23 protein-coding genes are annotated in these 24,061 nt (G+C 62.1%); 12 read left to right on the top strand and 11 right to left on the bottom strand.

Features of this window, described 5'->3' with window-relative positions:
• The first annotated feature begins 111 nt into the window (after positions 1-111).
• Positions 112-759: a dihydrofolate reductase family protein gene (locus tag NKJ37_RS19560; protein WP_352556312.1), complete on the top strand. Its 648-nt coding sequence runs from the start codon at positions 112-114 to the stop codon at positions 757-759.
• Between the two features lie 201 nt (positions 760-960).
• Here NKJ37_RS19560 and ppk2 read toward each other — a convergent pair whose 3' ends face one another.
• Positions 961-1,881 carry a polyphosphate kinase 2 gene (gene ppk2 / locus NKJ37_RS19555; RefSeq protein WP_352774719.1) on the bottom strand — a complete coding sequence of 307 codons (921 nt, stop codon included), beginning with the start codon at positions 1,879-1,881 and terminating at the stop codon, positions 961-963.
• Positions 1,882-2,151: 270 nt separating this feature from the next.
• On the opposite strand from ppk2, the gene NKJ37_RS19550 reads away from it, so the two are divergent.
• Together NKJ37_RS19550 and NKJ37_RS19545 are read left to right on the top strand one after the other, a co-directional pair.
• The gene (locus NKJ37_RS19550) at positions 2,152-3,195 is read left to right on the top strand and encodes an aldo/keto reductase (RefSeq protein ID WP_352556267.1); all 1,044 of its coding nucleotides are present in this window, start codon (positions 2,152-2,154) and stop codon (positions 3,193-3,195) included.
• 176 nt (positions 3,196-3,371) lie between these two features.
• The gene (locus NKJ37_RS19545) at positions 3,372-3,524 is read left to right on the top strand and encodes a hypothetical protein (RefSeq protein ID WP_013532262.1); all 153 of its coding nucleotides are present in this window, start codon (positions 3,372-3,374) and stop codon (positions 3,522-3,524) included.
• A gap of 66 nt (positions 3,525-3,590) precedes the next feature.
• On the opposite strand, the gene NKJ37_RS19540 is transcribed toward NKJ37_RS19545, so the two are convergent.
• Positions 3,591-3,824 carry a DUF982 domain-containing protein gene (locus NKJ37_RS19540; protein ID WP_244506945.1) on the bottom strand — a complete coding sequence of 78 codons (234 nt, stop codon included), beginning with the start codon at positions 3,822-3,824 and terminating at the stop codon, positions 3,591-3,593.
• A 113-nt stretch (positions 3,825-3,937) separates the two neighbouring features.
• Positions 3,938-4,603 carry a GntR family transcriptional regulator gene (locus tag NKJ37_RS19535; RefSeq protein ID WP_352556269.1) on the bottom strand — a complete coding sequence of 222 codons (666 nt, stop codon included), beginning with the start codon at positions 4,601-4,603 and terminating at the stop codon, positions 3,938-3,940.
• Between the two features lie 164 nt (positions 4,604-4,767).
• Between NKJ37_RS19535 and NKJ37_RS19530 the strand changes: the two genes are divergently transcribed.
• Positions 4,768-6,027 carry a multidrug efflux MFS transporter gene (locus NKJ37_RS19530; RefSeq protein WP_352611693.1) on the top strand — a complete coding sequence of 420 codons (1,260 nt, stop codon included), beginning with the start codon at positions 4,768-4,770 and terminating at the stop codon, positions 6,025-6,027.
• A 41-nt stretch (positions 6,028-6,068) separates the two neighbouring features.
• Positions 6,069-6,443: a DUF423 domain-containing protein gene (locus tag NKJ37_RS19525; protein ID WP_127258136.1), complete on the top strand. Its 375-nt coding sequence runs from the start codon at positions 6,069-6,071 to the stop codon at positions 6,441-6,443.
• Positions 6,444-6,717: 274 nt separating this feature from the next.
• On the opposite strand, the gene NKJ37_RS19520 is transcribed toward NKJ37_RS19525, so the two are convergent.
• Positions 6,718-6,861 carry a hypothetical protein gene (locus NKJ37_RS19520; protein WP_127258133.1) on the bottom strand — a complete coding sequence of 48 codons (144 nt, stop codon included), beginning with the start codon at positions 6,859-6,861 and terminating at the stop codon, positions 6,718-6,720.
• 155 nt (positions 6,862-7,016) lie between these two features.
• On the opposite strand from NKJ37_RS19520, the gene NKJ37_RS19515 reads away from it, so the two are divergent.
• Positions 7,017-8,096, top strand: a complete 1,080-nt coding sequence (locus tag NKJ37_RS19515) for a LacI family DNA-binding transcriptional regulator (RefSeq protein ID WP_128305702.1) — start codon at positions 7,017-7,019, stop codon at positions 8,094-8,096.
• 2 nt (positions 8,097-8,098) lie between these two features.
• Here NKJ37_RS19515 and NKJ37_RS19510 read toward each other — a convergent pair whose 3' ends face one another.
• Positions 8,099-9,310, bottom strand: coding sequence for an OpgC family protein (locus tag NKJ37_RS19510; protein WP_128305701.1), 1,212 nt, complete (start codon positions 9,308-9,310; stop codon positions 8,099-8,101).
• Positions 9,311-9,513: 203 nt separating this feature from the next.
• On the opposite strand from NKJ37_RS19510, the gene NKJ37_RS19505 reads away from it, so the two are divergent.
• Positions 9,514-10,176 (top strand): alpha/beta hydrolase, encoded by a 663-nt coding sequence (locus NKJ37_RS19505; protein ID WP_352721243.1) that lies wholly within the window; start codon positions 9,514-9,516, stop codon positions 10,174-10,176.
• 25 nt (positions 10,177-10,201) lie between these two features.
• Here NKJ37_RS19505 and sthA read toward each other — a convergent pair whose 3' ends face one another.
• Positions 10,202-11,590, bottom strand: coding sequence for a Si-specific NAD(P)(+) transhydrogenase (gene sthA / locus NKJ37_RS19500; protein WP_352774716.1), 1,389 nt, complete (start codon positions 11,588-11,590; stop codon positions 10,202-10,204).
• A 207-nt stretch (positions 11,591-11,797) separates the two neighbouring features.
• On the opposite strand from sthA, the gene NKJ37_RS19495 reads away from it, so the two are divergent.
• The 3 genes from NKJ37_RS19495 to NKJ37_RS19485 all read left to right on the top strand — a co-directional run bounded on the left by NKJ37_RS19495 (position 11,798) and on the right by NKJ37_RS19485 (position 14,199).
• Positions 11,798-12,268 carry an RDD family protein gene (locus NKJ37_RS19495; protein WP_352774714.1) on the top strand — a complete coding sequence of 157 codons (471 nt, stop codon included), beginning with the start codon at positions 11,798-11,800 and terminating at the stop codon, positions 12,266-12,268.
• A 140-nt stretch (positions 12,269-12,408) separates the two neighbouring features.
• Positions 12,409-13,173 (top strand): arginyltransferase, encoded by a 765-nt coding sequence (locus NKJ37_RS19490; protein WP_023810205.1) that lies wholly within the window; start codon positions 12,409-12,411, stop codon positions 13,171-13,173.
• Between the two features lie 129 nt (positions 13,174-13,302).
• Entirely contained in the window at positions 13,303-14,199 is an 897-nt protein-coding gene (locus NKJ37_RS19485) for a DMT family transporter (protein ID WP_352774712.1), read from the top strand.
• A gap of 492 nt (positions 14,200-14,691) precedes the next feature.
• On the opposite strand, the gene NKJ37_RS19480 is transcribed toward NKJ37_RS19485, so the two are convergent.
• The gene (locus NKJ37_RS19480; protein ID WP_352774710.1) at positions 14,692-15,897 is read right to left on the bottom strand and encodes an AI-2E family transporter; all 1,206 of its coding nucleotides are present in this window, start codon (positions 15,895-15,897) and stop codon (positions 14,692-14,694) included.
• A gap of 319 nt (positions 15,898-16,216) precedes the next feature.
• A complete protein-coding gene (gene parC, locus NKJ37_RS19475) occupies positions 16,217-18,469 on the bottom strand; it encodes a DNA topoisomerase IV subunit A (RefSeq protein ID WP_352774708.1) in 2,253 nt (750 codons plus the stop codon).
• Between the two features lie 328 nt (positions 18,470-18,797).
• Here parC and NKJ37_RS19470 point away from each other — a divergent pair, with 328 nt between their 5' ends.
• Positions 18,798-19,988, top strand: coding sequence for an aq_1923 C-terminal domain (locus NKJ37_RS19470; RefSeq protein WP_127267503.1), 1,191 nt, complete (start codon positions 18,798-18,800; stop codon positions 19,986-19,988).
• Between the two features lie 112 nt (positions 19,989-20,100).
• Here NKJ37_RS19470 and aspS read toward each other — a convergent pair whose 3' ends face one another.
• The 3 genes from aspS to NKJ37_RS19455 all read right to left on the bottom strand — a co-directional run bounded on the left by aspS (position 20,101) and on the right by NKJ37_RS19455 (position 22,970).
• Positions 20,101-21,891, bottom strand: coding sequence for an aspartate--tRNA ligase (gene aspS / locus NKJ37_RS19465; protein ID WP_352629822.1), 1,791 nt, complete (start codon positions 21,889-21,891; stop codon positions 20,101-20,103).
• 139 nt (positions 21,892-22,030) lie between these two features.
• A complete protein-coding gene (locus tag NKJ37_RS19460; protein ID WP_352774706.1) occupies positions 22,031-22,756 on the bottom strand; it encodes a LysR substrate-binding domain-containing protein in 726 nt (241 codons plus the stop codon).
• Complete coding sequence (locus NKJ37_RS19455; RefSeq protein WP_352774704.1) at positions 22,716-22,970, bottom strand: LysR family transcriptional regulator; 255 nt, start codon at positions 22,968-22,970, stop codon at positions 22,716-22,718. Before NKJ37_RS19455 ends, NKJ37_RS19460 begins: the two co-directional genes overlap by 41 nt.
• A 91-nt stretch (positions 22,971-23,061) precedes the next feature.
• On the opposite strand from NKJ37_RS19455, the gene NKJ37_RS19450 reads away from it, so the two are divergent.
• Positions 23,062-23,979 (top strand): DMT family transporter, encoded by a 918-nt coding sequence (locus NKJ37_RS19450; RefSeq protein ID WP_352774702.1) that lies wholly within the window; start codon positions 23,062-23,064, stop codon positions 23,977-23,979.
• The last annotated feature ends 82 nt before the right edge of the window (positions 23,980-24,061 follow it).

The raw sequence follows: 24,061 nt of genomic DNA, 5'->3' as shown, positions 1-24,061 counted from the left end.
AGGTCCGCTACGTTGGGAGATTGCTGCCGCCAGAAAACTGCTTGCAATTAAAAACCAGTTTGATACAAAACAACTGCTTGCAAAATACAACTGGTTATCGAGGAGGCTCGCATGTCCAAACTTCGCGTCAACGCTTTCACCCTGTCGCTCGACGGCTATGGCGCCGGTCCCGATCAGGATCTGCAAAATCCTCTTGGCGTCGGTGGGGAATCCTTGCACAAGTGGTTTGTCGACACCCGCACTTTCCGTGAGATGGTGCTCGGACAAGATGGCGGCACCACCGATATCAACGAGGCGTTCGCGGCGCGCAGTTTCGAGAATGTCGGCGCATGGATCCTCGGCCGCAACATGTTCGGGCCGATCCGCGGCGAATGGCCCGATGACAGCTGGAAAGGCTGGTGGGGCGATAACCCTCCCTACCATGTGCCGGTTTTCGTGTTGACCCATCACAAGCGCGAACCGATCGTCATGGAGGGCGGCACGACCTTCTATTTCATCACCGAGGGCATCCACTCAGCGCTTGAACAGGCAAAAGCAGCGGCTGATGGCAAGGACGTGCGCGTCGGCGGCGGCGTCGCCACAATCCGGCAATACCTCCAGGAGAAGCTGATCGACGAGATGCATCTGGCGATCGCGCCGGTGCTGCTCGGTACGGGCGAGAACCTTTTTGCCGGCCTAGACATGATCAAGCTCGGCTATGTCTGCAGCGAGCAGGTTGCGACGCCGCTCGCCACGCACGTCACCGTCAAGCGGGCTTAGGTGGAGAGCCAATCTCCCCCCACGTGGGGGAGATGGCCGGCAGGCCAGAGGGGGCGCTGTCCCTCCAGCGCTTCAATCCATAGCGGCTTTGCCTTTGGCCTGTTTTCGACAGGCTGTGGAGAGGCTGGCGATCCTGCACGCCCCCCTCTTGCCCTGCCGGGCATCTCCCCCACAAGGAGGGAGATTGCAGCTTCGTCTATCTCAGTACTTCTCCGGCACGTAGAGCTCACGCGGCAACGTCTGGCGCTCGTATTCGGGATTGAACACACGCTCCGGCAGCGTGATCTCCTCGTGCGGGACCTCTTCATACGGCATCTGCTTGAGCAGATGGCCGATGCAGTTCAGCCGCGCGCGCTTCTTGTCGTTGCCCTCGACGATGAACCAGGGCGCTTCCGAGATGTTGGTGCGGGCGAAGGTCTCTTCCTTGGCCTTGGTGTATTGCTCCCAGCGCACGCGCGACTGCAGGTCCATCGGCGACAGTTTCCACTGCTTCATCGGATCATGGATGCGCATCAGGAAGCGCATCTGCTGTTCCTCGTCGGTGATCGAGAACCAGTATTTGACCACGGTAATGCCCGAGCGGACCAGCATGCGCTCGAACTCCGGCACGTCGTGAAAGAATTCTTCGACCTGATCGGGCTGGGCAAAACCCATCACCCGCTCGACGCCCGAGCGGTTGTACCATGAGCGGTCGAACAGCACGATCTCGCCGCCGGCCGGCAGATGCGGGACATAGCGCTGGAAATACCATTGCGACTTTTCGCGCTCGGTCGGCGCCGGCAGTGCCACGACACGGCAGATGCGCGGATTGAGCCGCTGGGTGATGCGCTTGATGACGCCGCCCTTGCCGGCCGAGTCGCGTCCCTCGAAGATCACCACCAGCTTCTTCTTGTGGTAGGCGACCCAGGACTGCAGCTTGATCAATTCGGACTGCAGGCTGATCAGGTCGCGAAAATATTGCATGCGATCGATCGAAGGCGGATGCGAATTCTTGTAGATCCTGGCGATCTCCATCGACAGCGCCGGCTCCGACATTTCGAGCTCATAGTCTTCGTCGAGCGTGTCGGCGAGTTCGGCTTCAAGCCAATCCCTGGCCGCAGAATTCTGTTTTAGCTCGGCCATTATCGGCTGCTCCACTTGCAAGCTCTGTCGATCGGCGCCCCAAACTCCCGGCTTACAGCCCGGAACGGCAACGCCTGAGCCGACTTCAATATAGGCCCGCAATGACGGTTTTATTGCAGCCTGACCTGATCGCCATCACTGCAAAAACCCGCGAGGCATGATCGATCCGCCGCCCTGGCATGGAGACATACCGCGCAAATTGTCCTACAAATAGCAGCCACATTCGGGCGCCCTTCCCAACCCCTTCTCAATGCAATCGCGAGGACCGACATGGAATACCGCACTCTCGGCCGTTCCGGCCTGAAAGTATCGACGCTGACCATGGGCACCATGACTTTCGGCGGCGCCGGCGCATTTTCGGCTGTCGGCAAGACCGACCTCGACGAGGCGCGCCGGATGATCGATCTCTGCATCGACGCCGGCATCAATGTCATCGACACTGCCAACGTCTATTCGAACGGCATTTCCGAAGAAATCATCGGCGAAGCGCTCGGCGGCAAGCGCAAGGGCGACGTGCTGATCGCCTCCAAGGCACGGATGCGGATCGGCAAAGGTCCCAACGATGAAGGCCTGTCGCGCCATCACCTGATCCGCGAATGCGAGAAGAGCCTGAAGCGGCTCAGGACAGACGTCATCGACATCTATTTCCTGCACGAGTGGGATGGTGTGACACCGCTGGAGGAAACCATCGCCGCGCTCGACACGCTGGTTGCCCAGGGCAAGATCCGCTATGTCGGCTGCTCGAACTATTCCGGCTGGCAGGTGATGAAGGCGCTCGGCGTCAGCGACAGCCATCATCAGCCGCGCTTCGTCACGCAGCAGATCCACTACACGCTGGAAGCGCGCGAAGCGGAGTACGAACTGCTGCCGATTTCCGTCGACCAGGGGTTGGGCGTTCTGGTCTGGAGCCCGCTTGCCGGCGGATTGCTGTCCGGCAAATACCGCCGCGACAGCCCCACCGCCCGCCAGCTTGCCGGCTGGTCCGAACCGCCGATCCGCGACGAGGACCGGCTGTGGCGGATCGTCGATGTGCTTGTCGAGATCGGCGCGCAGCGCGGCGTGTCGGCAGCGCAGGTGGCGCTGGCCTGGCTGCTTGGCCGGGCGGCCGTCAGTTCGCTGGTGATCGGCGGCAGGACGGAAACGCAGTTCCGGGACAACATCGCGGCGGCAAGCCTGGTGCTTTCCGGCGAGGAGCGCGAGCGCCTCGACGCGGTCAGCCGGCCGCCCTTGCTCTATCCCTACTGGCACCAGCAATTGACGGCAAAGGACCGGTTTGGCGCCGCCGATCTGGTGATTGACCGAAGCGGCATCTGATCGGCAAATCGACGGCGATAGGTATCGGCCGCCGCAATGATGAGCCTGGCCCCTTCATTGCAACGCGCATCTTGCAAGCCTGGCCATCATCGACGCACTATCGCTTCAGCTGTTGTGTTTGACGGCTAATGCTCCTAGGCAGGACCAGAGCCGCGAGGCAGTGAAAAGGAGCCGATATGGCGCGACCACCAAATTACGATCAGGAACGCAAGGAACGCGACCGCCAGAAGGCGGCCAAGAAGGCCGAGAAGCTGGCAGCCAAGGTTGCAGCGAGGGAACGTTCGAAGCCCGAAGACGAGACTGAAGCCGAAACCGAAACGGCAAAGTGACGGCAAACGGCCCGCAGATGCGGGCCGCGCCTCAATTCGGATTGCCGCCCCGGATGTCGCCTTGTGTCAGGCCGGCGCCTTGTCGCTGACGAACACGTCCACTTCGCGTGCTGCCGCGATGAAGGCGCGCCTGGCGTTCATCGCCGGCTTGTCGCCGGCGAGTGCGTCATGGCAGGCCTGCAGGGCCGCGCGATGCTTGGGGCTGCGCTTGCCGGGCCAGCTGTTGAGGAGGTAGTCGGAAGCCTCACGCGCCGTGCGCAAGAGCTGAGTGCTTCCCGCCGCGACTGACTTCACAGTCACAGGTGTTTCAAATCGGTTGTTTTCCATGGCCGCTCCTTACGCCATCGGCGTCTGCGAAGCGAGGCGAAAGTGCGCATACGTCCAGACGCCGCTTTGCGCTCCTTCATCCACTCTTAAGCAGCAACGACGGCAAAGCCTCTGGCGCGAAGACCGCGCCGATCGTTGGCGAGCGACGTCACCAGCCGGTCGCGGCTGCTGACGATGTGGACCGAGAGCAGGCGCGCGGCTTCATCGGCGTCGCCAAGGCGCGTGGCCGCCAGAATGGCGCGATGTTCAGCCCAGGCGCGGGCAAGGGCCGCTTCGTCGCGAACCTCCAGCCAGCGCGCCCGCGACAGGCGCGTCATGGCATCGCGCACCGCCCTAAACAGGAATTCATTGCCCGACAGACGCGCCAGTTCGATGTGAAAATCCATGCCGACGCGATGCCATTCCTCGCGCGGCGTGTCGTTGTCGCAGGACTCGAGCATCGCCTCGATGACATCGACGGCGCTCCGGTCCGCCAGGCTGCATGTCAGGCGAAGCGCCGCAACCTCGACCGCCTCCCTGTAGACGGCGATCTGCTCGAGTTCAGCCAGATTGATCGGCGACACCGTCCAGCCACGTCCGTCCCTGCCGACCAGGCCCTCGGTCTCAAGCCGCAGCAGTGCTGCCCTGACCGGGGTTCGCGACGCGCCGAAGCGGCTCTCGATCCAGCGCTCGGTCAGCTTCTCGCCGGGACCGATCTCGAGGCCCAGGATCATTTGCCGAAGCTGTTTCTCGACGCTCTGCATCTGCGACATTTTTGCTCCCGGTTTCCGATGGCTTCCGACCGTTGACGACGATCACATTTGAGGTTGCATTGACAGCGGCCAAGCTTGCGTCCATGACGTGAACCATCTTGGTATCCCAAATTGGTATCCGCAGCAACCATCGATAAAAGAGTTGCTGGGACAGGACATATGACATGCAGCAGAGCACGCCCCCGGCAACCGACAGCACCTACAACATCCACTGGCGGCGCAACCTGTTCGTGTGCTTTGCCGGCTCGTTCTCGACGCTTGTCGCCATGACGCTGCTTTTGCCATTCCTGCCGCTCTATATCGAGCAGCTGGGTGCCGAGGGCCACGCGGCGATCGTGCAATGGTCAGGGATCGCCTATGGCGCGACGTTCTTCGCTGCGGCGCTGGTGGCGCCGCTCTGGGGACGTCTCGGTGACCGCTACGGCCGCAAGGTGATGCTGGTTCGCGCCAGCTTTGGCATGGCCATATGCATGTCGCTGACCGGCATGGTGCAGACGGTCTGGCAACTGGTGCTGCTGCGGCTGCTGATCGGTTTTGCCGGCGGCTATTCCTCGGGGTCGACCATCCTCGTCGCCATGCAGACACCCAAGGAGCGTTCCGGCTGGGCGCTGGGCCTGCTGTCGGCCGGTATCACGGGCGGGGCTCTGGTCGGCCCGCTGGTTGGCGGCGCCCTGCCGCCGCTGATCGGCATCCGCGCCACCTTTCTCCTCTCCGGCGGCGTCATCTTCCTGGCGTTCCTGGCGACCACGTTTCTAATCAAGGAGAATCCCCGGCCGAAAACAGCAGACGCCGCGTCGAAGCAGAAGCAGAAAGGCGGCTGGGCACAAATCCCCGACAAGCGGCCTGTCGTCGCCATGCTGGCGACCGGCATGCTGTTGAGCTTCGCCACCATGTCGATCGAGCCGATCATCACCGTCTATGTGCAGCAGTTGATTGCGGACCAAAGCCGCGTCACGATGATATCAGGCGTCGTCATGTCGGCGGCGGCCCTTGGCGCCATCCTGTCGGCCTCGCGCCTCGGCAAGCTCGCCGACCGCGTCGGCCACTGGAACGTCATCATCGGCGCACTTGCCGTCTCGGCGCTGCTGCTGATCCCGCAGGCCTTCGTCACACAAAGCTGGCAACTCATCGGCCTGCGCTTCCTGATGGGCTTGGCGCTGGGCGGTCTGTTGCCCTGCATCACCAGCGTGATCCGCCACAATGTTCCCGATGGCGTCGGCGGGAATGTGCTCGGGTTGTCGATTTCCGCCCAGTATGTCGGGCAAGTCGCCGGCCCCTTGCTGGGCGGCTTTGCCAGTGGTCATTTCGGCATGCGCTCGGTGTTTCTGGGCACATCCGTCTTGATGGGCGGGGGCGCGGTGTATAACTGGCTGGCGCAATCACGCCGCGCGCAGGACATGCTCGCCAACCCCGGCAAGCCCTGACCGAGTCAGGCATATCCCTCGGATGCCACGGAGCCACGGACATGAGCACGGCCGAGCAATTTTCCGGCGCCAGCAGCCGTATCCTCGTGCTGGCCAGCGGCCTCTGCGGCGCGGCGGGTGTGGCGCTGTCGGCCGCGGCGGCGCATCTGGGTGGCGCCTTCGTCGGCACCGCGGCATCGTTCCTGCTGATGCACGCGCCGGTCTTCCTTGCCGCCGGACTGCTTGGCGCAAACCGGATCCTGCGCATCGCCAGCCTGATCCTGCTGGTTGGGCTTCTGCTTTTCTGCGGCGATCTGCTAGCCCGCGATTTCATCGGGTCGCGACTGTTCCCGCTGTCGGCGCCGATCGGCGGCACCCTGCTCATCGCCGGCTGGCTGGCGATCGCTGCCTCGGCACTGGTGCGCGCACGTTCCTGAACGCCTCTGGGCGCCCTGCCCGATAAACAGACCTCCGCCTGTCAAACGTCGTTTGCCGGGCCGTTAGTTCTGCCGGGGCTCGGGCTGGATGACCAATTCGCGATTGCGCCGCCGGAACCTTGCCAACCGACGCCGCTCCGGCCGTTCGGAAGCCGGCGCGATGCCCCAATAGTTGCGATAGATGTCTTCAAATAGATAGCTCACGGGATGCATGATGTGCACTCCTTCCAGTGTTTGAATCGATCCAATCGATGGGCACGAAAAACCGCCCCGCTCAGCTCCGCTTGCGCTCCACAAGGAACCGCAGCTCGCGGACCCATGGACCGGCTTTGCCACGACGCCTCTGCGTCGCGGTGTTCGACGAGATGCTCCAGTCGTTGCGGTAAATGTCTTCGAACAGAAAATTGACGGGATGCATGACACAACTCCCTGCTTGATGTTGAATCGATCCAATCCTGACGACCGGCATTCCCTTGGATCGATTCAAACATAGGCCTTATCGAGGCTTCGATCAAGTCAAAATTTGAACCGATCCAACGAAAGTGTTAGATGGGAAGAATTCAGGAGACGAAGATGGCGCCACTTATCTCTGCAAAGACAAGACCGGTCCGGTTGGCGGACATCGCCAAGGCAGCCGGCGTATCGCACGGCACCGCGTCCAACGTGTTCGCCCGTCCGGAGATCGTGCGCGAGGAGGTCCGCGAGCGGGTCAAGGCGGCAGCCGAGGCCATGGGATATGGCGGCCCCGATCCCAAGGGCCGGCTGCTGCGCGCCGGCAAGGTCAATGCCATCGGTGTCGCGACCGCGGAACCCCTCTCCTATTTCTTCGACGACCCCTTTGCCCGGGTGATGATGGCCAGCATCTCGCAGGCTTGCGACGCGACCGGTGCGGGGATTTCGCTGGTCTCCGCAGCCAACAACGAACAGCTTGCCTGGAACATACAGAGTGCGCTGGTCGACGGTTTCATCGTCTTTTGCGTCGATGGCGGTTCAAGGCTGGTCGAACTGGCGCGTGAACGCAAACTCCCCTTTGTCGCGCTCGATCTCGATTCGGACGACGACGACGCCGTTGCAGCGATCGGCGTCGACAACATCGCCGGGGCTGGCCTGGCGGCCCGCCACCTGACCGAACTCGGACATCGCCGCTTTGCCGTGCTTGCCCTGCCCGTCGCGGACTCCGGCTTCGGCCCCACCACAAGGGAGCAGATGGAGAAGGCCCTCTATTCCGGGACGCGCGACCGCCTGCGTGGCTATTTCGCGGAACTCTCCCGCGTCGACATCGACGTCGAGCGTGTGCCGATCTACGAAACCGTCAATGACGAGGAAAGCGTGCGGGCCGGCCTCGATCATATTTTCGCCGGCGCCGAGACCCCGACCGCCATCCTGGCTATGTCAGACAGGATGGCCTTGCATGCATTGGACTGGCTGCGGCAGCGTGGCGTCACGGTACCCGGCGACGTTTCGATCGTCGGCTTCGACGGTGTTCCGGAAGGAGCGGTTTCCAGTCCGCCGCTGACCACGATCGTCCAGCCGATCGCCGAGATGGGCCGTCTTGCCGTCAAGGCGATCCTTGAAAATGATGGCTCATTCAGCCGGCAATCGCTGCCGGTCCAACTCGTGGTGCGAGCTTCATCCGGCCCCTCGCCCGCCTAAGCTCAACGGCCCATTCTTGTCGCCATGGTCGGCATCGCGAAGGATGCAGCATGGACGGGCGGTGCGGCGTGAGCCGGCCTGCTTTTGGCGGACCAGCCAAGTCCCGAAAGCCATTCGAGATAGTAGGCAAGCGCGAACTGCATGACGATGCCGGCCGATATCAACAGGCTGTCATAGGCAAATCCGCCCGGATTGATCAGCTTCAGCACCTGCGCCGCCATCGCGAGCACCGTGCCGGCAATGAAAACCGGCAACGATCGTTTGCCCAATATGGCAAGCGGATGATCGCGCCCGGTGCGAAACAGGTTCGAGATGGCGGGGAATGCCACGATCAGGTAGCTCACCGCCAATATATGCAGCAGCCTCGGCAGCGACAGAAATGTCTTGTCGAAGCCGGTCAGCACCGGAGGCAGGCCCAACCAGGAGATATGCCCCCAAAGCGGGCTGTGCACCCAGACCAGCGCGGTTGCGGTGTAGGCCAAGGCAGCGCCAACCAGCCAGCGATTGACCGGGATGATGCCGCCGCGACGCACATGCAGCGTGCCTGCCAGGCCGATGTTGAAAAGGAACTGCCACGACAACGGGTTGAGAAACCAGAAGCCGGGCTCGGGATAGTTGGGCGGAGCAATTTGATAAACCCCCGCGACCAGCCACAGGGCGCCGGAGGCGACCAGTGCCGAGACCGGCCGATAGCTGACAATGAGCAGGAACACCGGCGTCAGCAAGAGCAGCACCGCATAGACGGGCAGTATGTTGTTGTAGCCGAGTTGGTGGCCGAGCGTCACGATGCCGATCAGCACCTGCGGCGTATTCTTGATCAACGGCTCGATGTTGATCATCGTCAGAAGCTCCGGCCGCCTGACGAACACTGCCGCCGCGCAGAAGATGGCCATCACCACCATGGTGGTGACGATGTGGGCGGCATAGAGGACACCGGCGCGGCGCCACATCTTCAACGTTGCCAGCAGCCGGTTACCAGGTTGGAATTTCCTGCCATAGGCAAGTGCGACCGAGATGCCGGAGATCAGTACGAAGACTTCCGCCGCATCGGAAAAGCCGAAATTCTTGTAGGTCAGATACTCGAAGGCGGTACCTGGCACATGGTCGACATAGATGGTCAGCAAAGCGAGAGCACGGAGCACGTCTATGCGCGTGTCGCGCTCAGTGCGATCCGGGACACGCGCATCGCGGTCCGGGGAAATCTGGGTGGTCATCGACAAAAAGGCCTCAAAGCTGGTTGTTCATACCGGGCAATGCGACCCCCGGGCGCACCGCTTCGATTCCTCCCGAAGGAATGTTATCGGCGGAGAAACGGACTGTAATGTGCCCGGTTCAATCAACTTTCGCGGAGCTTGAAAATATTGCGTTTTGAAGCCGGCAAATTGAGCGAAACCTCATATAATCAAGAGGATGCGCGATGATCGAAGAGACCTCACAAGATGGTGCGCTGGGGCGTGATCTCGCCTTCAGCTACCGGCTTTACAGCCCGGCGGATTCAACCGGCGAATGTCTCTTCCTGCTGCATGGGTCGGGTGTCGACGAGACGACACTGGTGCCGCTGGCGCGAGAGATCGCACCGCGTGCCACGCTCATCGCGGTGCGCGGCCGCGTTGTCCAGGAGGATGGTTTCCGCTGGTTCGCGCGCATCACGCCGACGCGCTTCGAACAGGCAAGCATCCGCACCGAAACCGAGGCCTTTGCGGGCTTCGTCGCCGACGCGGCCACACATCACCATCTCGACCTCTCGCGCACAATTTTCCTCGGCTATTCGAACGGTGCCAATCTGGTTTCGAGCCTGATGCTGCTGCATCCGGGCCTTGTCGAGCGCGCCGCGCTGCTGCGGCCGATGCCGGTGCTCGATGACGTGCCGGCGACGGATCTGTCAAAGGTGCGGGTGCTGATGATCGCCGGCGCCACCGACCTCACCTATGCGCCTTTCGCCCCTGCTCTGGTGACATTGCTCAGCCGGCATGGCGCCGAGATCGACGCCAGGATTGTCCCGTCAGGTCATGAATTCGGCAGCGCCGACGCCGCAATCGTCAGGCAATGGCGGCCGGGATCGGCGGCGCAGGCAGGTTGACGGACTCACCAGCATGACCAGCCGCCTACCCTCGTCCCATCCTGTTCCAGGCATCCAGTCCGGCGATCTTGTAGGCTTCGGCAAGCGTCGGATAGTTGAAGGTGTTGTTGACGAAGAAGTCGACGGTGCCGCCGAGATTGATCACCGCCTGGCCGATGTGGATGAGCTCGGTGGCGCCCTCGCCGATGATGTGCGCGCCGAGCAGACGGCGCGTTTCGATCGAAAAGAGCAGCTTCAGGAAACCGGTGTTGACGCCCATGATGTGGCCGCGCGAGGTTTCGCGAAAGCGCGCTACGCCGACCTCATAGGCCGCACCGCTTTCACGCACCTGTTCCTCGGACTGGCCAACCGTCGAGATTTCCGGCACCGCATAGATGCCATAGGGGAATGTTTCTGGTGGCGGCGGCAAAGGCACGCCGAAGGCATGGCAGGCGGCCACCCTGCCCTGCTCCATCGACGTCGAGGCCAGGCTCGGAAAGCCGATGACGTCGCCGGCGGCGTAGATGTTCGGCACTCTGGTCTGGAACGTATGCGGATCGACCTTGATACGGCCCCTGGAATCGGCGTCGATACCGACCACATCGAGGCCCAGGCTGCCGACATTGCCGGTGCGACCGGCGGCGTAGAGCACGACCTCGGAACGGATAGTGCGGCCATCGGCCAGTTCCACCTCGGCGGCATCAGGCTTGGAGCGGATTTCCTTGACCGCGCTGCCCAGCCGGATGGTCATGCCACGATCGCGCATCTGGTGAATGAAATCGTCGACGATCTCGCGGTCGACGAAATCGAGGATGGAGTTGCGCGGCTCGACCAAGGTTACCGGCACGTCAAGCGCGGAAAAGATCGTGGCATATTCGACCCCGATGACGCCGGCGCCGATCACGGTCAGCGTGCGCGGCAAGCGATCAAGCTCCAGCATCTCGTCACTGTCGAAGACGCGGGTCTTGTCGAAAGGCACGTCGCGCGGCCGGTGCGGCCTTGTGCCGACCGCGATCAGCGCATTGGCAAAACCGACCTCGCTGTAATCGCCGGTGTCGGTGGTCAGGCTGACCTTGTCGGGGCCAAGGAATTTCACCGCAGCCCGGGCGCTCTTGACCGTGTTGCGCATGAACTGGTGCTGCAGCACCTCGACCTCATGGTCGAGCGTCTTGTGCAGGCGCTCGACCAGATCGCCGACCGAGATATCCTGCTTGGCCCGGTAGCCGCGCCCGTAGAAGCCGCGCTCACGCCAACCCGAAAGGTTGAGCACAGTTTCGCGCAGCGTTTTCGACGGGATGGTGCCGGTATGCACCGAGACACCGCCCAGACGCCGGCCGCGATCGACCACCAGCACCGACTTGCCGAGCTTGGCCGACTGCACCGCGGCCCGGCGACCGGAAGGGCCGCTGCCGATGACCAGCATGTCGTAGTCCATATTGCCCCGTCCCCTGCCATGTGCGCTTTTGCTGCGCCGCAGCAAGCTAATGCTATCCGCGCCGCAAATTCAACCGGTTCAGATTGCGCCTGGCGCCTTGAAGGCCGGCGCACCGCAAGAAGCCCGATCTTGATTCCGCCACAGGCCTTCACCATTTCATGGCTGAGCGGTCCGCACCCTATGTCGGACCTGTTACGAGGAAATGACATGGACGCGCGCGTTCTCGACGGCGAAATCACCACCAGTAGGCTCGACGATGTCAGGGCCTATGACGGTGTGCGCACGAAGCGCATTCTGGCTTTCGTAATCGACTATGTCATCGTCGCGCTGCTTACCATTCCGTTTGCCATTCTGGTGTTCTTCCTCGGGCTTTTGACCCTCGGGCTTGGCTGGATGCTGTTCGGCATCCTGGTACCGACTGTGGCCATCCTCTACATCTGGAACACGCTGGGCAGCACCGACCAGGCCACCACGGGCATGAAGATGATGGGCATCCGCCTTGACCGGCTCGACGGCAGGCCGATCGACGGCCTCACCGCGGTCGTCCATTCGGTGCTGTTCTGGGCCGGCAATGTCATCCTGTCGCCGCTCGTCCTGCTGGTGACGCTGTTTTCCGACCGCAAGCGCACCTTGCACGATCTTTTGCTTGGCACGGTCGTCAGCCGCACCGACCGCTGAAACGGCCCTCTGAAGAGCAGTCGCAACTGATTGAGCACAAATGTGAAGGCGTCGAGTCGACCACGCCCACACAATCCTGTTGAATTTTTCGCCGTCCGCGCCAAAGGTAGAGCGATTCGAAGGAGTGTTTCCAAGGCTCGATGACGCAGCATCCGACCCAGTCGCCGCAGTTCTTCCTGACCGCGCCATCGCCGTGCCCCTATCTCGACGGCCAGTTCGAGCGCAAGGTGTTCACGCACCTGGTTGGCGACAAGGCGGCGGAGATGAACGACCTCTTGACGCAAGGCGGCTTCCGGCGCTCGCAGAATATCGCTTACAGGCCGGCCTGCGAGACCTGCCGCGCCTGTGTTTCGGTACGCATCCTCGCCCAGGAATTCGTCGCCAGCCGCAACATGAAGCGCGTGCTGCAGCACAATTCCGACCTCGTCGGCCACATGCACAATGCCGAGCCTTCGACCGAACAATATTCCCTGTTCCGCAGCTATCTCGACGCCCGCCACCGCCGTGGCGGCATGTCCGACATGACGGTGCTCGACTATGCGATGATGGTCGAGGATACCCATGTCGACACCAAGGTGATCGAGTACCGGCGGCGTGGACCCGATACGTTCATCACCGGCAAGGGACAGGGCGAGCTGATCGCGGTGGCGCTCACCGACAAGATGGCCGACGGCCTGTCCATGGTCTATTCCTACTTCAATCCCGATTTCGAGGAACGGTCGCTCGGCACGTTCATGATCCTCGACCACATCGCCCGCGCCAGGGCGATGGGCCTGCCCCATGTCTATCTCGGCTACTGGGTCAACGGCTCGCGCAAGATGAATTATAAGATGCGCTTCATGCCGCAGGAGCATCTCGGCCCGAAGGGCTGGGAGCGCTACACCAACGAAGCGGTCGCGCGCTGATTAGTCTTTCCCAAGTCCGGGCTTAAACATTTTCAATCGAGACGATGCTGGTCTTTCCGCTGGTTGGCGGAGAGCGTGAGATTGCGCCGGTCCGCCATCCTCTCCCGAATTCATTGTGAAAGTCGCTGCATGTCGTCTCACGATACTCACACCAAAGGACTTCTGCTCACCGCATTTGGCGGGCTGACGCTGACCGTGGATATCCCGCTGATCCGGCTCGCCCATGGCGAGGCGTGGACAATCTTGCTGCTGCGCACCGGCTGCACCTTGGCCGCGGCACTGATCATGTGGACCATCTGGCGCTCGTTCAGCAAGAATGCGCCGCAGCTTGTCCCGGGCTGGTCTGGTCTGATCGTTGCCGCGATCTACGGGCTCGGCGCGATTGCCTTCATCACCGGCGTCTACAACACTTCGACCGCCAACCTGGTTTTCATCCTGGCCTTCACCACCATGTTCGCCGCGCTGCTGTCGTGGGTGTTCCTGAAGGAGCGGCCGCGGCCGCTGACCCTTGCGGCACTGGCAATGATGATCGTCGGCGTCGCCATCATCGTCGGCGATTCCGTCGGCACCGGAAATCTGTTCGGCGACGTGATGGCGTTGTGTTCGGCCTTCCTGATCGCTTGCGCCATCACCATCTCGCGCGCCAGCGGCAAGGACATGGGCTTTACCGCGCTGATCGGCGTCATCCTGCCTTTCGGGCTGGCGGCGTTCATGGTTTCCAGGACCGGCTTTCGGGTGGAGGCGCCGTGGTGGATCATCCTCAACGGCGCCGTCATCATGCCGATCTCGTTCTTCTGCCTCGCCAATGGACCGAAATACATTTCGGGGCCTGAAGTGGCGATGTTCTACCTGCTCGAAACGGTGCTGGCGCCGGTCTGGGTGTGGATGATCTTTGCCGAAACGCCGACGCGCAACAGCCTGGTCGGCGGCGGGATCCTGATCGTGACGCTGATCGCCCATTCGCTGTGGCAACTGCAGGAGGGGCGCAAGCGCCGGGCGGCACTCGCCGTCGCTTACCCGACTTAGAGGGTGGACAGCCGTCGTTCCAGACCCTCAGTGCACTCAACGCGTTGCAGTATCTGAAAAAGGCTCTGCAACGATCTGGTATTCGTCCTCGTAGACGACATATCCTAGACGGGAACTCTTCATGACCTCGACATGATGCCCATGCTGCGCAAGGAACGCCGCGAGATCATAAGCCCTTGCCAAATGTTCAGTTGCTGTTGGCTTGAACCAGCTTATTCCCTGGGTCGTCTGTTTCCGGTAAAAACCTTTCGATCTTGAAAGGTTGAAACGTGCGGTATCGGAAGGTTCTGTCGAAACCAGGCAAGACTATCTTCCAGCCGATCCAACGTGTGTTGATCAACATCCGTTTGGCCTCGCAATTCGTAGGCAGCGGCAAAAAAACCTTCGCGCGCCTGCGTGCCCTCAATGATTCTTGGCCGAACGAATCGCAAAAACATGCGCAGGATACTCCCCAAACGCGATGCCAGGTGAGCCGTGTTGTGATCCTGAAGATCAGACTCTGGCCTTTTTCTCGGCGACAATCTCGATCTGTGGTGGCCCGCCTTCGATCTCGGCCACGGCATCGGGAGCGACGTCATCGGCCAGTTCGACCTCGCGCAGCCATTCGCGCCAGATCGCGACCAGCAGCGCCATCAGCACCGGACCGATGAACAGGCCGAGAAATCCCATGGTCTTGACGCCGCCGATCAGGCCGAAAAACGTCGGCAGGAAGGGCAGTTTTATCGGCCCGCCGACGAGCTTCGGGCGCAGTGTCTTGTCGACGATGAACAGTTCGACCGCGCCCCAGATGAACAGCGCCAACCCGGCCATCGGCGAGCCGCTGGCGGCGAGGTAGATCGAGACCAGCGTGAAGGACAGCGGTGCACCGCCGGGGATCAGCGCCATGACGCCGGTCAGGGCGCCGAGTGTTACCGGTGACGGCACGCCGGCCAGCCAGTAGGCAATGCCCAGCACCAGGCCTTCGCCGATGGCGATGACCGTCATGCCGGTCACCGTCGACGAGATCGTTGCCGGCACGACGCGCGAGATCCGCTCCCATCTGGTCGGCAGGATGCGCTCGCCGAGACGGTCGACCTGGCCGGCAAAATGCTCGCCGTCGCGATAGGCGAAGAACAGCGCGATCATCATGAACAAAAGCGTCAACAGCAGCCCGAACGCGCTGCCGCCAGCCGCCAGCACACCGCGATAGATGCTGCCGATATTGGCGCCGCTGACCAGCTGGATCAGTTCACCAATGCCGCCCGGATGGCCGAAATTGGTCGTCCACTGCTGGTTCAGCCACTCGCCCACGACAGGCAGCGTGACGATCCAGTGCGGTGTCACCGCGCCATGACGGTTGGTCTCGATCGCCCAGGCGACCCATTCGCGGACCTCGTTGATCGCATAGGTGCCGGCGAGCGCGATCGGGATCACCAGGAAGGCAAGGATGAAGAGGATGGCTAAGGTCGCGGCGATGGTGCGGTTGCCACTGACCGCGACAAGCAGGCGGCGGTAGAGCGGCCAGCTGGCGAAAGCGATGACGAGCGCCGCCAGCACCGGAAACAGGAAGCCGTGGAAGAAATAAACGCCGGCGGCGACGATCAGCACCAGCAGCCAGCGCGCCGCCGACAGCGGCGGGATGACGGCGGACCTGAGCGGCGTCGACAGGCCGAACAGGCGCTGCTGCCGTTCCGGTTTCTGGATTCTTGCTTCCTTCAAACGCCTGGCTCTCCCAAACACCCCTCCTGTCTATGCACTGATATAGTGCAGCAATCGTGACGATAGTCCAAATGGTGATGGAGCTGCGCGCGCCATTGGCGTCGCCGCGGGCCAGCATCCCCCTCTGTCCTGCCGGACATCTCCCCCGCAAGGAGGGAGATTGGCTGTCATGTCGGCTTTCGCAAATCGCCAACATTGGAAAAGCGGGCAGAAAGGGCGAAGCTTCCGATCTCCCCCCTTGCGGGGGAGATGTCCGGCAGGACAGAGGGGGGTGTGAAGGATTGCTAGCGCCTGAGATTTTCAAACCTGAAAACTGCCGCTACCCAAATTTCCCCGTCCTCGGGAATCCCTTCGGCACCATGCGTCCGGCTGAGGCGCGAGCGCCGATCCACTCAGTCAGTTCCTCACGCGACCGGATGAAAGTGCGGTCGGCCGAATCCTGCCAGGATAGGCCGGTCTCCAGCGTGAACGGCTTGAGGTCGAGAAGGCCGCCATCCTTGTATTTCTGCAGGCGCACGCCCTTGCCGCGGCCCATCTCCGGAATCTCGGCGAGCGCGAACACCAGCATCTTTCGGTTCTCGCCGACGATGGCGAGATGGTCACCGGTGACCGGGATGCAGCGCTTGGCTTCGTCCGGCGCCTTGACGTTCATCACCTGCTTGCCCTTGCGGGTGTTGGCGACGACTTCCTCCTCCGGCACGATGAAACCGTTGGCGTCGTGCGAGGCCAGCAGCAGCTTGCGCTTTGGGTCGTGAACGAAGGCGGTGACGATGTCCTGGTCATTGTCCATGTCGACGATGATGCGGATCGGCTCGCCATGGCCTCGCCCGCCAGGCAGCCGGTCGGCGCCGATGGTGTAGAATTTGCCGCCGGTGGTGAAGACCAGCACCTTGTCGGTGGTCTGGGCATGGAAGGCGAGCTTGAGGCTGTCGCCCTCCTTGAAGGTCAGCGTCGAGAGATCGGCCAGATGCCCCTTCATCGCCCGCAGCCAGCCCTTTTCCGAGACGACGACGGTGACCGGCTCGCGCTCGATCATGGCATGTGCGATGTCGGTCAGATCATGCTCGGGCGCGTCGGCGAACTGGGTGCGGCGCTTGCCGAGTTCGGTCTCCGGACCGAACTTGTCGCGGATGTTGGTGACTTCCCATTTGATCGTCGCCCACTGCTTCTCGTTCGAAGCAAGCAGTGCCTCGATCTGCTTCTTCTCGGCGCTCAGTCCGTCGAATTCCTTGCGGATCTCGAATTCTTCCAGCTTGCGCAAAGCGCGCAGCCGCATGTTGAGGATGGCTTCGGCCTGGGTGTCGGTGAGCGACCAACGGGCCATCATGACCTGCTTTGGCTCATCCTCCTCGCGGATGATCCTGATCACCTCGTCGATGTTGAGGTAGGCGATCAGGTAACCGGCAAGGATTTCCAGGCGCCGTTCGATCTCACCGAGGCGGTGTTTCGAGCGGCGGACCAAAACGTCGCGGCGATGCTCGAGCCATTCCTGCAGCACGCCCTTCAGCGACAGCACATTGGGCACCTTACCGCGCGACAGCACATTCATGTTGAGCGGGAAGCGGCTTTCGAGTTCGGTGAGCTTGAACAGCGATTCCATCAGGATGCCGGGGTCGACCGAACGGCTCTTCGGCACCAGCACGACGCGGATGTCCTCGGCGCTTTCGTCCCTGATGTCCTCGAGCAGCGGCAGCTTGCGCGCCATCAGCAGCTCGGCGATCTTCTCGATCAGCCGCGCCTTCTGCACGCCATAGGGAATTTCGGTGACGACGATGCTCCAGGTACCCCTGCCCTGGTCCTCCTGGAACCACTTCGAGCGCACGCGAAAGCCACCGCGGCCGGTTTCGTAGGCTTCGAGGATCGAGGCGCGGCTGTCGACGATGATACCGCCGGTCGGGAAATCCGGCCCCTGGACAAAGTCCATCAGCTTCGCCACCGGCGCGTCCCGGTTTTCGATCAGGTGAAGTGCGGCATCGCAAAGCTCCGCGGCGTTGTGGGGCGGGATCGATGTCGCCATGCCCACCGCGATGCCGGACGAGCCGTTGGCCAGCAGATTCGGAAAGGCGCCGGGCAAAACCACCGGCTCCTCGTCTTCTTCATTGTAGGTCGGCCGATAATCGACGGCATCCTCGGTGATGCCGGACAACAGTTCGGTCGCCACATCGGTCATGCGCGCTTCGGTGTAGCGCATGGCGGCGGCGTTATCACCGTCGATGTTGCCGAAATTGCCCTGCCCGTCGACCAGGGGATAGCGCATCGAAAAATCCTGCGCCAACCGCACCAGCGCGTCATAGATCGACTGGTCGCCATGCGGGTGGAACTTGCCCATCACCTCGCCGACGATGCGGGCGCATTTGGCAAAGCCCTGGTCGGGGTTGAGCCGCAGCAGGCGCATGGCGTGCATGATGCGGCGATGGACCGGCTTCAGTCCGTCGCGCACGTCGGGCAGCGCCCGGTGCATGATGGTCGACAGCGCATAGGCGAGATAGCGCTCTTCCAGCGCCTTCTTCAGATCGACCGGCTCGATATGATCGCCACCGCCATTTTCAGGCGGCAAAAGCCTTTTTCCCATGGGCTCGGACTAGCCGAGCGGGTGATTCGCGGCAAGAGCCCGACAGAGATACCGGCCCTTCTGCAACATGAAACCGCACCGCGGGGGATGTCGGCCAACATCAGGCTGTTACATGCGGGTTCTATGGCCAAGCGTGACGAGTATCCGGCTATCGGCTCTTCATGACAAATTCACCGGTTTGCGCAAAGACGGCGGGATCAGGTTTGCCTTTCACCGCGATTTTTGACCATTGTGCCGGGACACGCCTTTTTCCGGTCCAGTTCGTCACGGAATGGTGATGGCGCAAATAATTGAAAAACAATTTCAGGACACTCTCAGGGACCTTGCGATGACAATCAAACGCTCAACTCTTAGGAAATTAGCCCTTTCGACCTTCTTGCTCACGCTGCCGCTGAATGCGGCCCTCGCACAGGATACGGCAGTGGCCGACCGGCTGAAGGCCGCGCTTGTCGCACAAGGTGTCGACATCACCTGGACCGGCGTGACCGGCGACAACACCAGCATGGTGCTGCAGGGCGTTGCCATCAAACCGGCGGCGGAGAAGGAAGCGCTTCCCATCGGCGACGTCAAACTCGAAGGTGTGACCGAGGCAAATGGCGGCTATGACATCGCCACCGTATCGACGGCTGCCTTCACACACAGCAAGGACGGCGTCACCCTCGACCTCAGCCCCTTCGTCATCCATGACATGACAGTTCCGGCCGACGGCGCCACCGGCCCGCTCGGCTCGCTGATGATGTACAAGTCCGCCGAACTCTCGAACATGACCGTCAAGGTCGCCGACAAGACCGCCTTCTCGATGGACGGGCTTGCCATCGAAATCACGCCGCCGGCGGACGGCAAGGCAATGGAATTCACCGCCACCACGGAGAAATTCAACGCCGACCTGACGCTGGTGGACGATCCCAAGTCCAAGGAAGTCATCAACGCGCTCGGCTACCAGAACATCGCGGGCAATCTCGAAATGGCCGGCACCTGGCAGCCCACGGACGGCAAGATGGAACTGTCGAAATACGACATCTCGGTCGAGAATGCCGGCACGCTCGGCATGACCTTCAATCTCGGCGGCTACACGCTGGATTTTATCAAGTCGCTGCAGGAAATGCAGAAGAAGATGGCGGCACAGCCTGAAGGCGCCGACAATTCGGCGCAAGGCATGGCCATGCTCGGCCTGTTGCAGCAGCTTTCGTTCAACAGCGCCTCGATCCGCTTCGACGACGATTCGCTGACCAACAAGGTTCTGGACTATGTCGGCAAGCAGCAAGGCATGTCCGGCAAGGACATCGCCAACCAGGCCAAGGCGATCGTGCCGTTCGGCATGGCGCAGCTCAACAATCCGGAACTGACGGCGCAGGTTACGGCCGCGGTCAGCAAATTCCTCGACGATCCGAAGAGCCTCGAAATCTCGGCCGAGCCGCCGGCATCCGTGCCGTTCGCACTGATCATGGCGGGCGCCATGTCCAACCCGCTCGACCTGCCGAAGACGCTCGGCGTCACCGTCAAGGCCAACGAAGACTGATCGAAGCGATCTCAATATGCGAAAAGCCCGGCATGCCGGGCTTTTTTTGTCGGGATCAGCGAATCGAAAGAATCGGTTCGGGCGGTTCTTTAAGGCATCGCCCGAAGCGCGATCAGGCGTCCTTCTTGGGCACGGCAACGCGCAGCGCCAGCTCGCGAAGCTGCTGCGGGCTCGCTTCCGACGGTGCGTTCATCAACAGATCGTAGGCCTGCTGGTTCATCGGGAACATGGTGATCTCACGCAGGTTCTTGGCGCCGAGCAGCAGCATGACGACGCGGTCGACACCGGCGGCCATGCCGCCATGCGGCGGCGCGCCATACTGGAAGGCACGATAGAGGCCGCCGAAGCGCTCCTCGACCGTGGCGCGATCCAGCCCGACCGTCTCGAACGCCTTGACCATGGTTTCGGGCAGATGGTTGCGGATACCGCCGCTGGCGATCTCGAACCCGTTGCAGACCATATCGTACTGGAACGCCTTGATGCCGAGCAGGTCCTCGCCATTCAGCGCATCGATGCCACCTTGCGGCATCGAGAACGGGTTGTGGGCGAAGTCGATCTTCTTCTCTTCCTCGTTCCACTCGAAGAACGGGAAGTCGACGATCCAGCACAGTTCGAAACGCTCGCGATCGACAAGGTTCAGTTCCTCGCCGGCGCGCGTGCGCGCGGCACCCGCAAAGGAGACGAATTTCTTCGGATCGCCTGCAACGAAGAAGGCGGCGTCGCCATCGGCAAGGCCGAGTTGAGCGCGGATCGCCTCGGTGCGCTCCTCGCCGATGTTCTTGGCGAGCGGGCCGGCGCCTTCGAGCTTGTCGCCCTCCTTGCGCCAGAAGATATAGCCCAGCCCCGGCTGGCCCTCGCCCTGCGCCCAGGAATTCATGCGGTCGCAGAAGGCGCGGCTGCCGCCGGTCTTGGCCGGAATGCCCCATACTTCGGCCTTCGGATCGTTGGCCAGGATGTTGGCGAACACCTTGAAGCCGGAATCGCGAAAATGGTCGGAAACGGCCTGCATCTCGATCGGGTTGCGCAGGTCCGGCTTGTCGGAACCGTACTTGCGCATGGCGACATCATAGGGGATGCGCTGGAATTTCTGCGTCACCGGCTTGCCGTTGGCGAAGGTCTCGAAGACCCCGCGCATGACCGGCTCCATGGTCGACAGCACGTCGTCCTGTTCGACGAAGCTCATTTCGAGGTCGAGCTGGTAGAATTCGCCGGGCAGACGATCGGCGCGCGGATCCTCGTCGCGGAAGCAGGGCGCGATCTGGAAATAGCGGTCGAAGCCCGACACCATGATCAGCTGCTTGTACTGCTGCGGCGCCTGCGGCAGCGCGTAGAAGGTGCCGGGGTGGATGCGCGACGGCACCAGGAAGTCGCGCGCGCCTTCCGGCGACGAGGCGGTGAGGATCGGCGTCGAGAATTCGGTGAAGCCGACATCGCCCATGCGCTTGCGCATTTCGGCGATGATTTTCGTTCGCGCAATGATGTTCTTGTGCAGCGTCTCGCGGCGCAGGTCGAGAAAGCGGTATTTCAGCCTGATATCCTCGGGATAGTCCGGCTCGCCGAACACCGGCAGCGGCAATTCCTTGGCCGCCGACAGCACCTCGATCTCGCGGGCGAAAATCTCGATCTCGCCGGTCGGCAAATTGGCGTTGGTGGTCTCGGGCAAGCGCGCCTTCACCTCGCCGTCGACGCGGATGACCCACTCGCCGCGCACCGTCTCGGCTACCTTGAAGGCCGGAGAATCGGGATCTGCGACGATCTGGGTCAGGCCATAATTGTCGCGCAGGTCGATGAAGAGCAGGCCGCCATGATCGCGCACGCGATGCACCCAGCCGGACAGGCGAACGGTCGAGCCAACGTCGCTCTTCCTCAACTGGGCACAGGTATGGCTGCGGTAACGGTGCATTGTCATTGGTAAAGTCCGGGGTGCTGGGGCCGAAGCATCACAGCTCAGCCTGAAAATTTGCGCGAAAAGCGCATGGGAGGTTGGATTTGTCAAGGTAAGTGGCCCGGGTTGGTATCTCGGTTCCGCTTTCCCAGGCGACCTACGAGCCCAGTGCCGATAGCCGAAGACGCTGAGCAAGGTGTTCGACGACCAATGCAGCGCTGGCGGACGACGTTGCGGCATGATGAAGGCGTATCTCCGCCCCCGGCAGCGGCGGCACATGCCGGCCGGGATGGACATCTCGCAGGCCTGGCGCAAGCATGCTGCCTTTGACCACGGTGACCGCCAGGCCCTGTTCGACAATTGCCTCCGTGGCTGAGAGGCTCGGGCTGACATAGGCCAACCGCCATGGCCGGCCTGCCTTGTTGAGCGCCTCAATGGCCCAGGAACGAAACAGGCAATCGGGGCTCGACAGAGCGACGGGCAGCAGATCGAGTTCCTCGACGGCCCGCGTCGCCGCCGCCGCCCAAATCGCCCTTTCGCGGCATATCAGATCCCCCTCGGTCGTGCCTTCCGGGTGCATGGCGATGACGGCGTCGAACGACGACCCAAGCCGTTTCAGGAGCCGGGCGGTGAGACCAATCTCCATTTCGACCTGCACCAACGGAAATCGCTCGGCGATGCCAGAAAGGAGGCGCGGCAGGATCTTGGTGCCATAATCTTCCATGACCCCGATGCGAACCTGTCCGGCCACCTGCTGACCGGAAACACGCGCAATCGCCTGCTCATTGAGAGCAAGTATGCGGCGGGCATCGATCAGAAAGCCCTCCCCGGCGGCGGTGAGTTCAACGCGGGCTGTCGAGCGCCGGAACAAGGCGGCGGGCATCGATCAGAAAGCCCTCCCCGGCGGCGGTGAGTTCAACGCGGGCTGTCGAGCGCCGGAACAAGATGGTCTCGATGCGCTCCTCAAGACGTTTCACCTGCAAGCTGACGGCCGCCTGCGTTCTATTGAGCTGCTCGGCGGCTCGCGTGAACGAGAGTCGCTCGGCAACGACGACAAAGGCCCGCAGAAGGTCCGGATCGAGATTCGGGATACTCATAGTGGAATGTTATCAAACTCATTGAGCATATTCGATTCCTTATGGCCCGTCTTCCGATATCCCCGGTTCCGAGCCAGCAAGGTCGGGAACCATGGAAATCACAGGAGTGCTCGCCGCGATTCTCTCCAGCGCTTTTGGGGGCACCGCCGTTGGCGCAACGCGATATCTCGCGGGCACGCTCGATCCTCTCGCTATCGGTGCGGTCCGGTTCGGCGGCGGCTTTCTGGTTTTGGCCGCCGTAGCTCTCTGGCGACGAGACAGGTGGCCGCCGAAGAGCGACTGGCTCGGCACTGGTGCATTGGGTCTTCTGTTCTTCGGGCTGTTTCCGGTGCTCTTCAATGGAGCCCTTGTCTACACGACGGCCGCGCGAGGTGCGCTTGCGCTTTCGACACTGCCTCTGCTCACAATGCTTGCCGCGGCAGTTCTGAGGATCGAGCCGCCGACCATCCGCAAGATCGTCGGTGTCCTGATCGCAATGGCAGGGGTGGCCGTAGCGCTCGGCACGAGCCTGACGACTGCTCCCCCAGATGCCTGGCGCGGAGATCTTCTCATGGTCGCGGCCGCTTTCTGCATGGCGCTCTACAACGTCTGGTCGAAACCATTTCTATCCCGCACCGCGCCAATCCCATTCGTGGCGTTTGGCATGGGCGTAGGCGCGGTCTGCCTATCGGTCCTGATGGTTTCGAGCGGAGGCTTCGCGCGACTTGCCACTCTCAGCGCACCTCAGTGGATCGCAAGCGCATATCTGGCCATAATTTGCGGCGCCTTCATTTTCTTCCTCTGGGCATTCGCGCTCGAGCGCGCGTCGCCGACACTGGTTGCCGTCTCCGTTGCGGTTAATCCGGTGACGGCATCGATCTTTGGTGTTGTCTTCCTGGGCGAACAAGTAAGCGCGAACCTGATTGTCGGGCTGGTGGCAGTCCTCGCAGGCATAGGCATCGCAACGGGAGCAGCCGAGCGGCTCAGCCTGTGGCCCGACGATCGGCAGTCACGTCGCCGGCAGCCTTGAGCGCTGACCAAGCAAAACGCGGAAACGAATCCAGGCAAATATAGCGATCATCCCTGTTGGCGCAGGGAATTGCTGCTGGCGT

The sequence above is a fragment of the Mesorhizobium sp. M0140 genome, assembly GCF_040322475.1.
GTDB lineage: Bacteria > Pseudomonadota > Alphaproteobacteria > Rhizobiales > Rhizobiaceae > Mesorhizobium.
The sequence above is the reverse complement of the archived record's forward strand: the minus strand, read 5'-3'. Positions and strand labels throughout refer to the sequence as shown.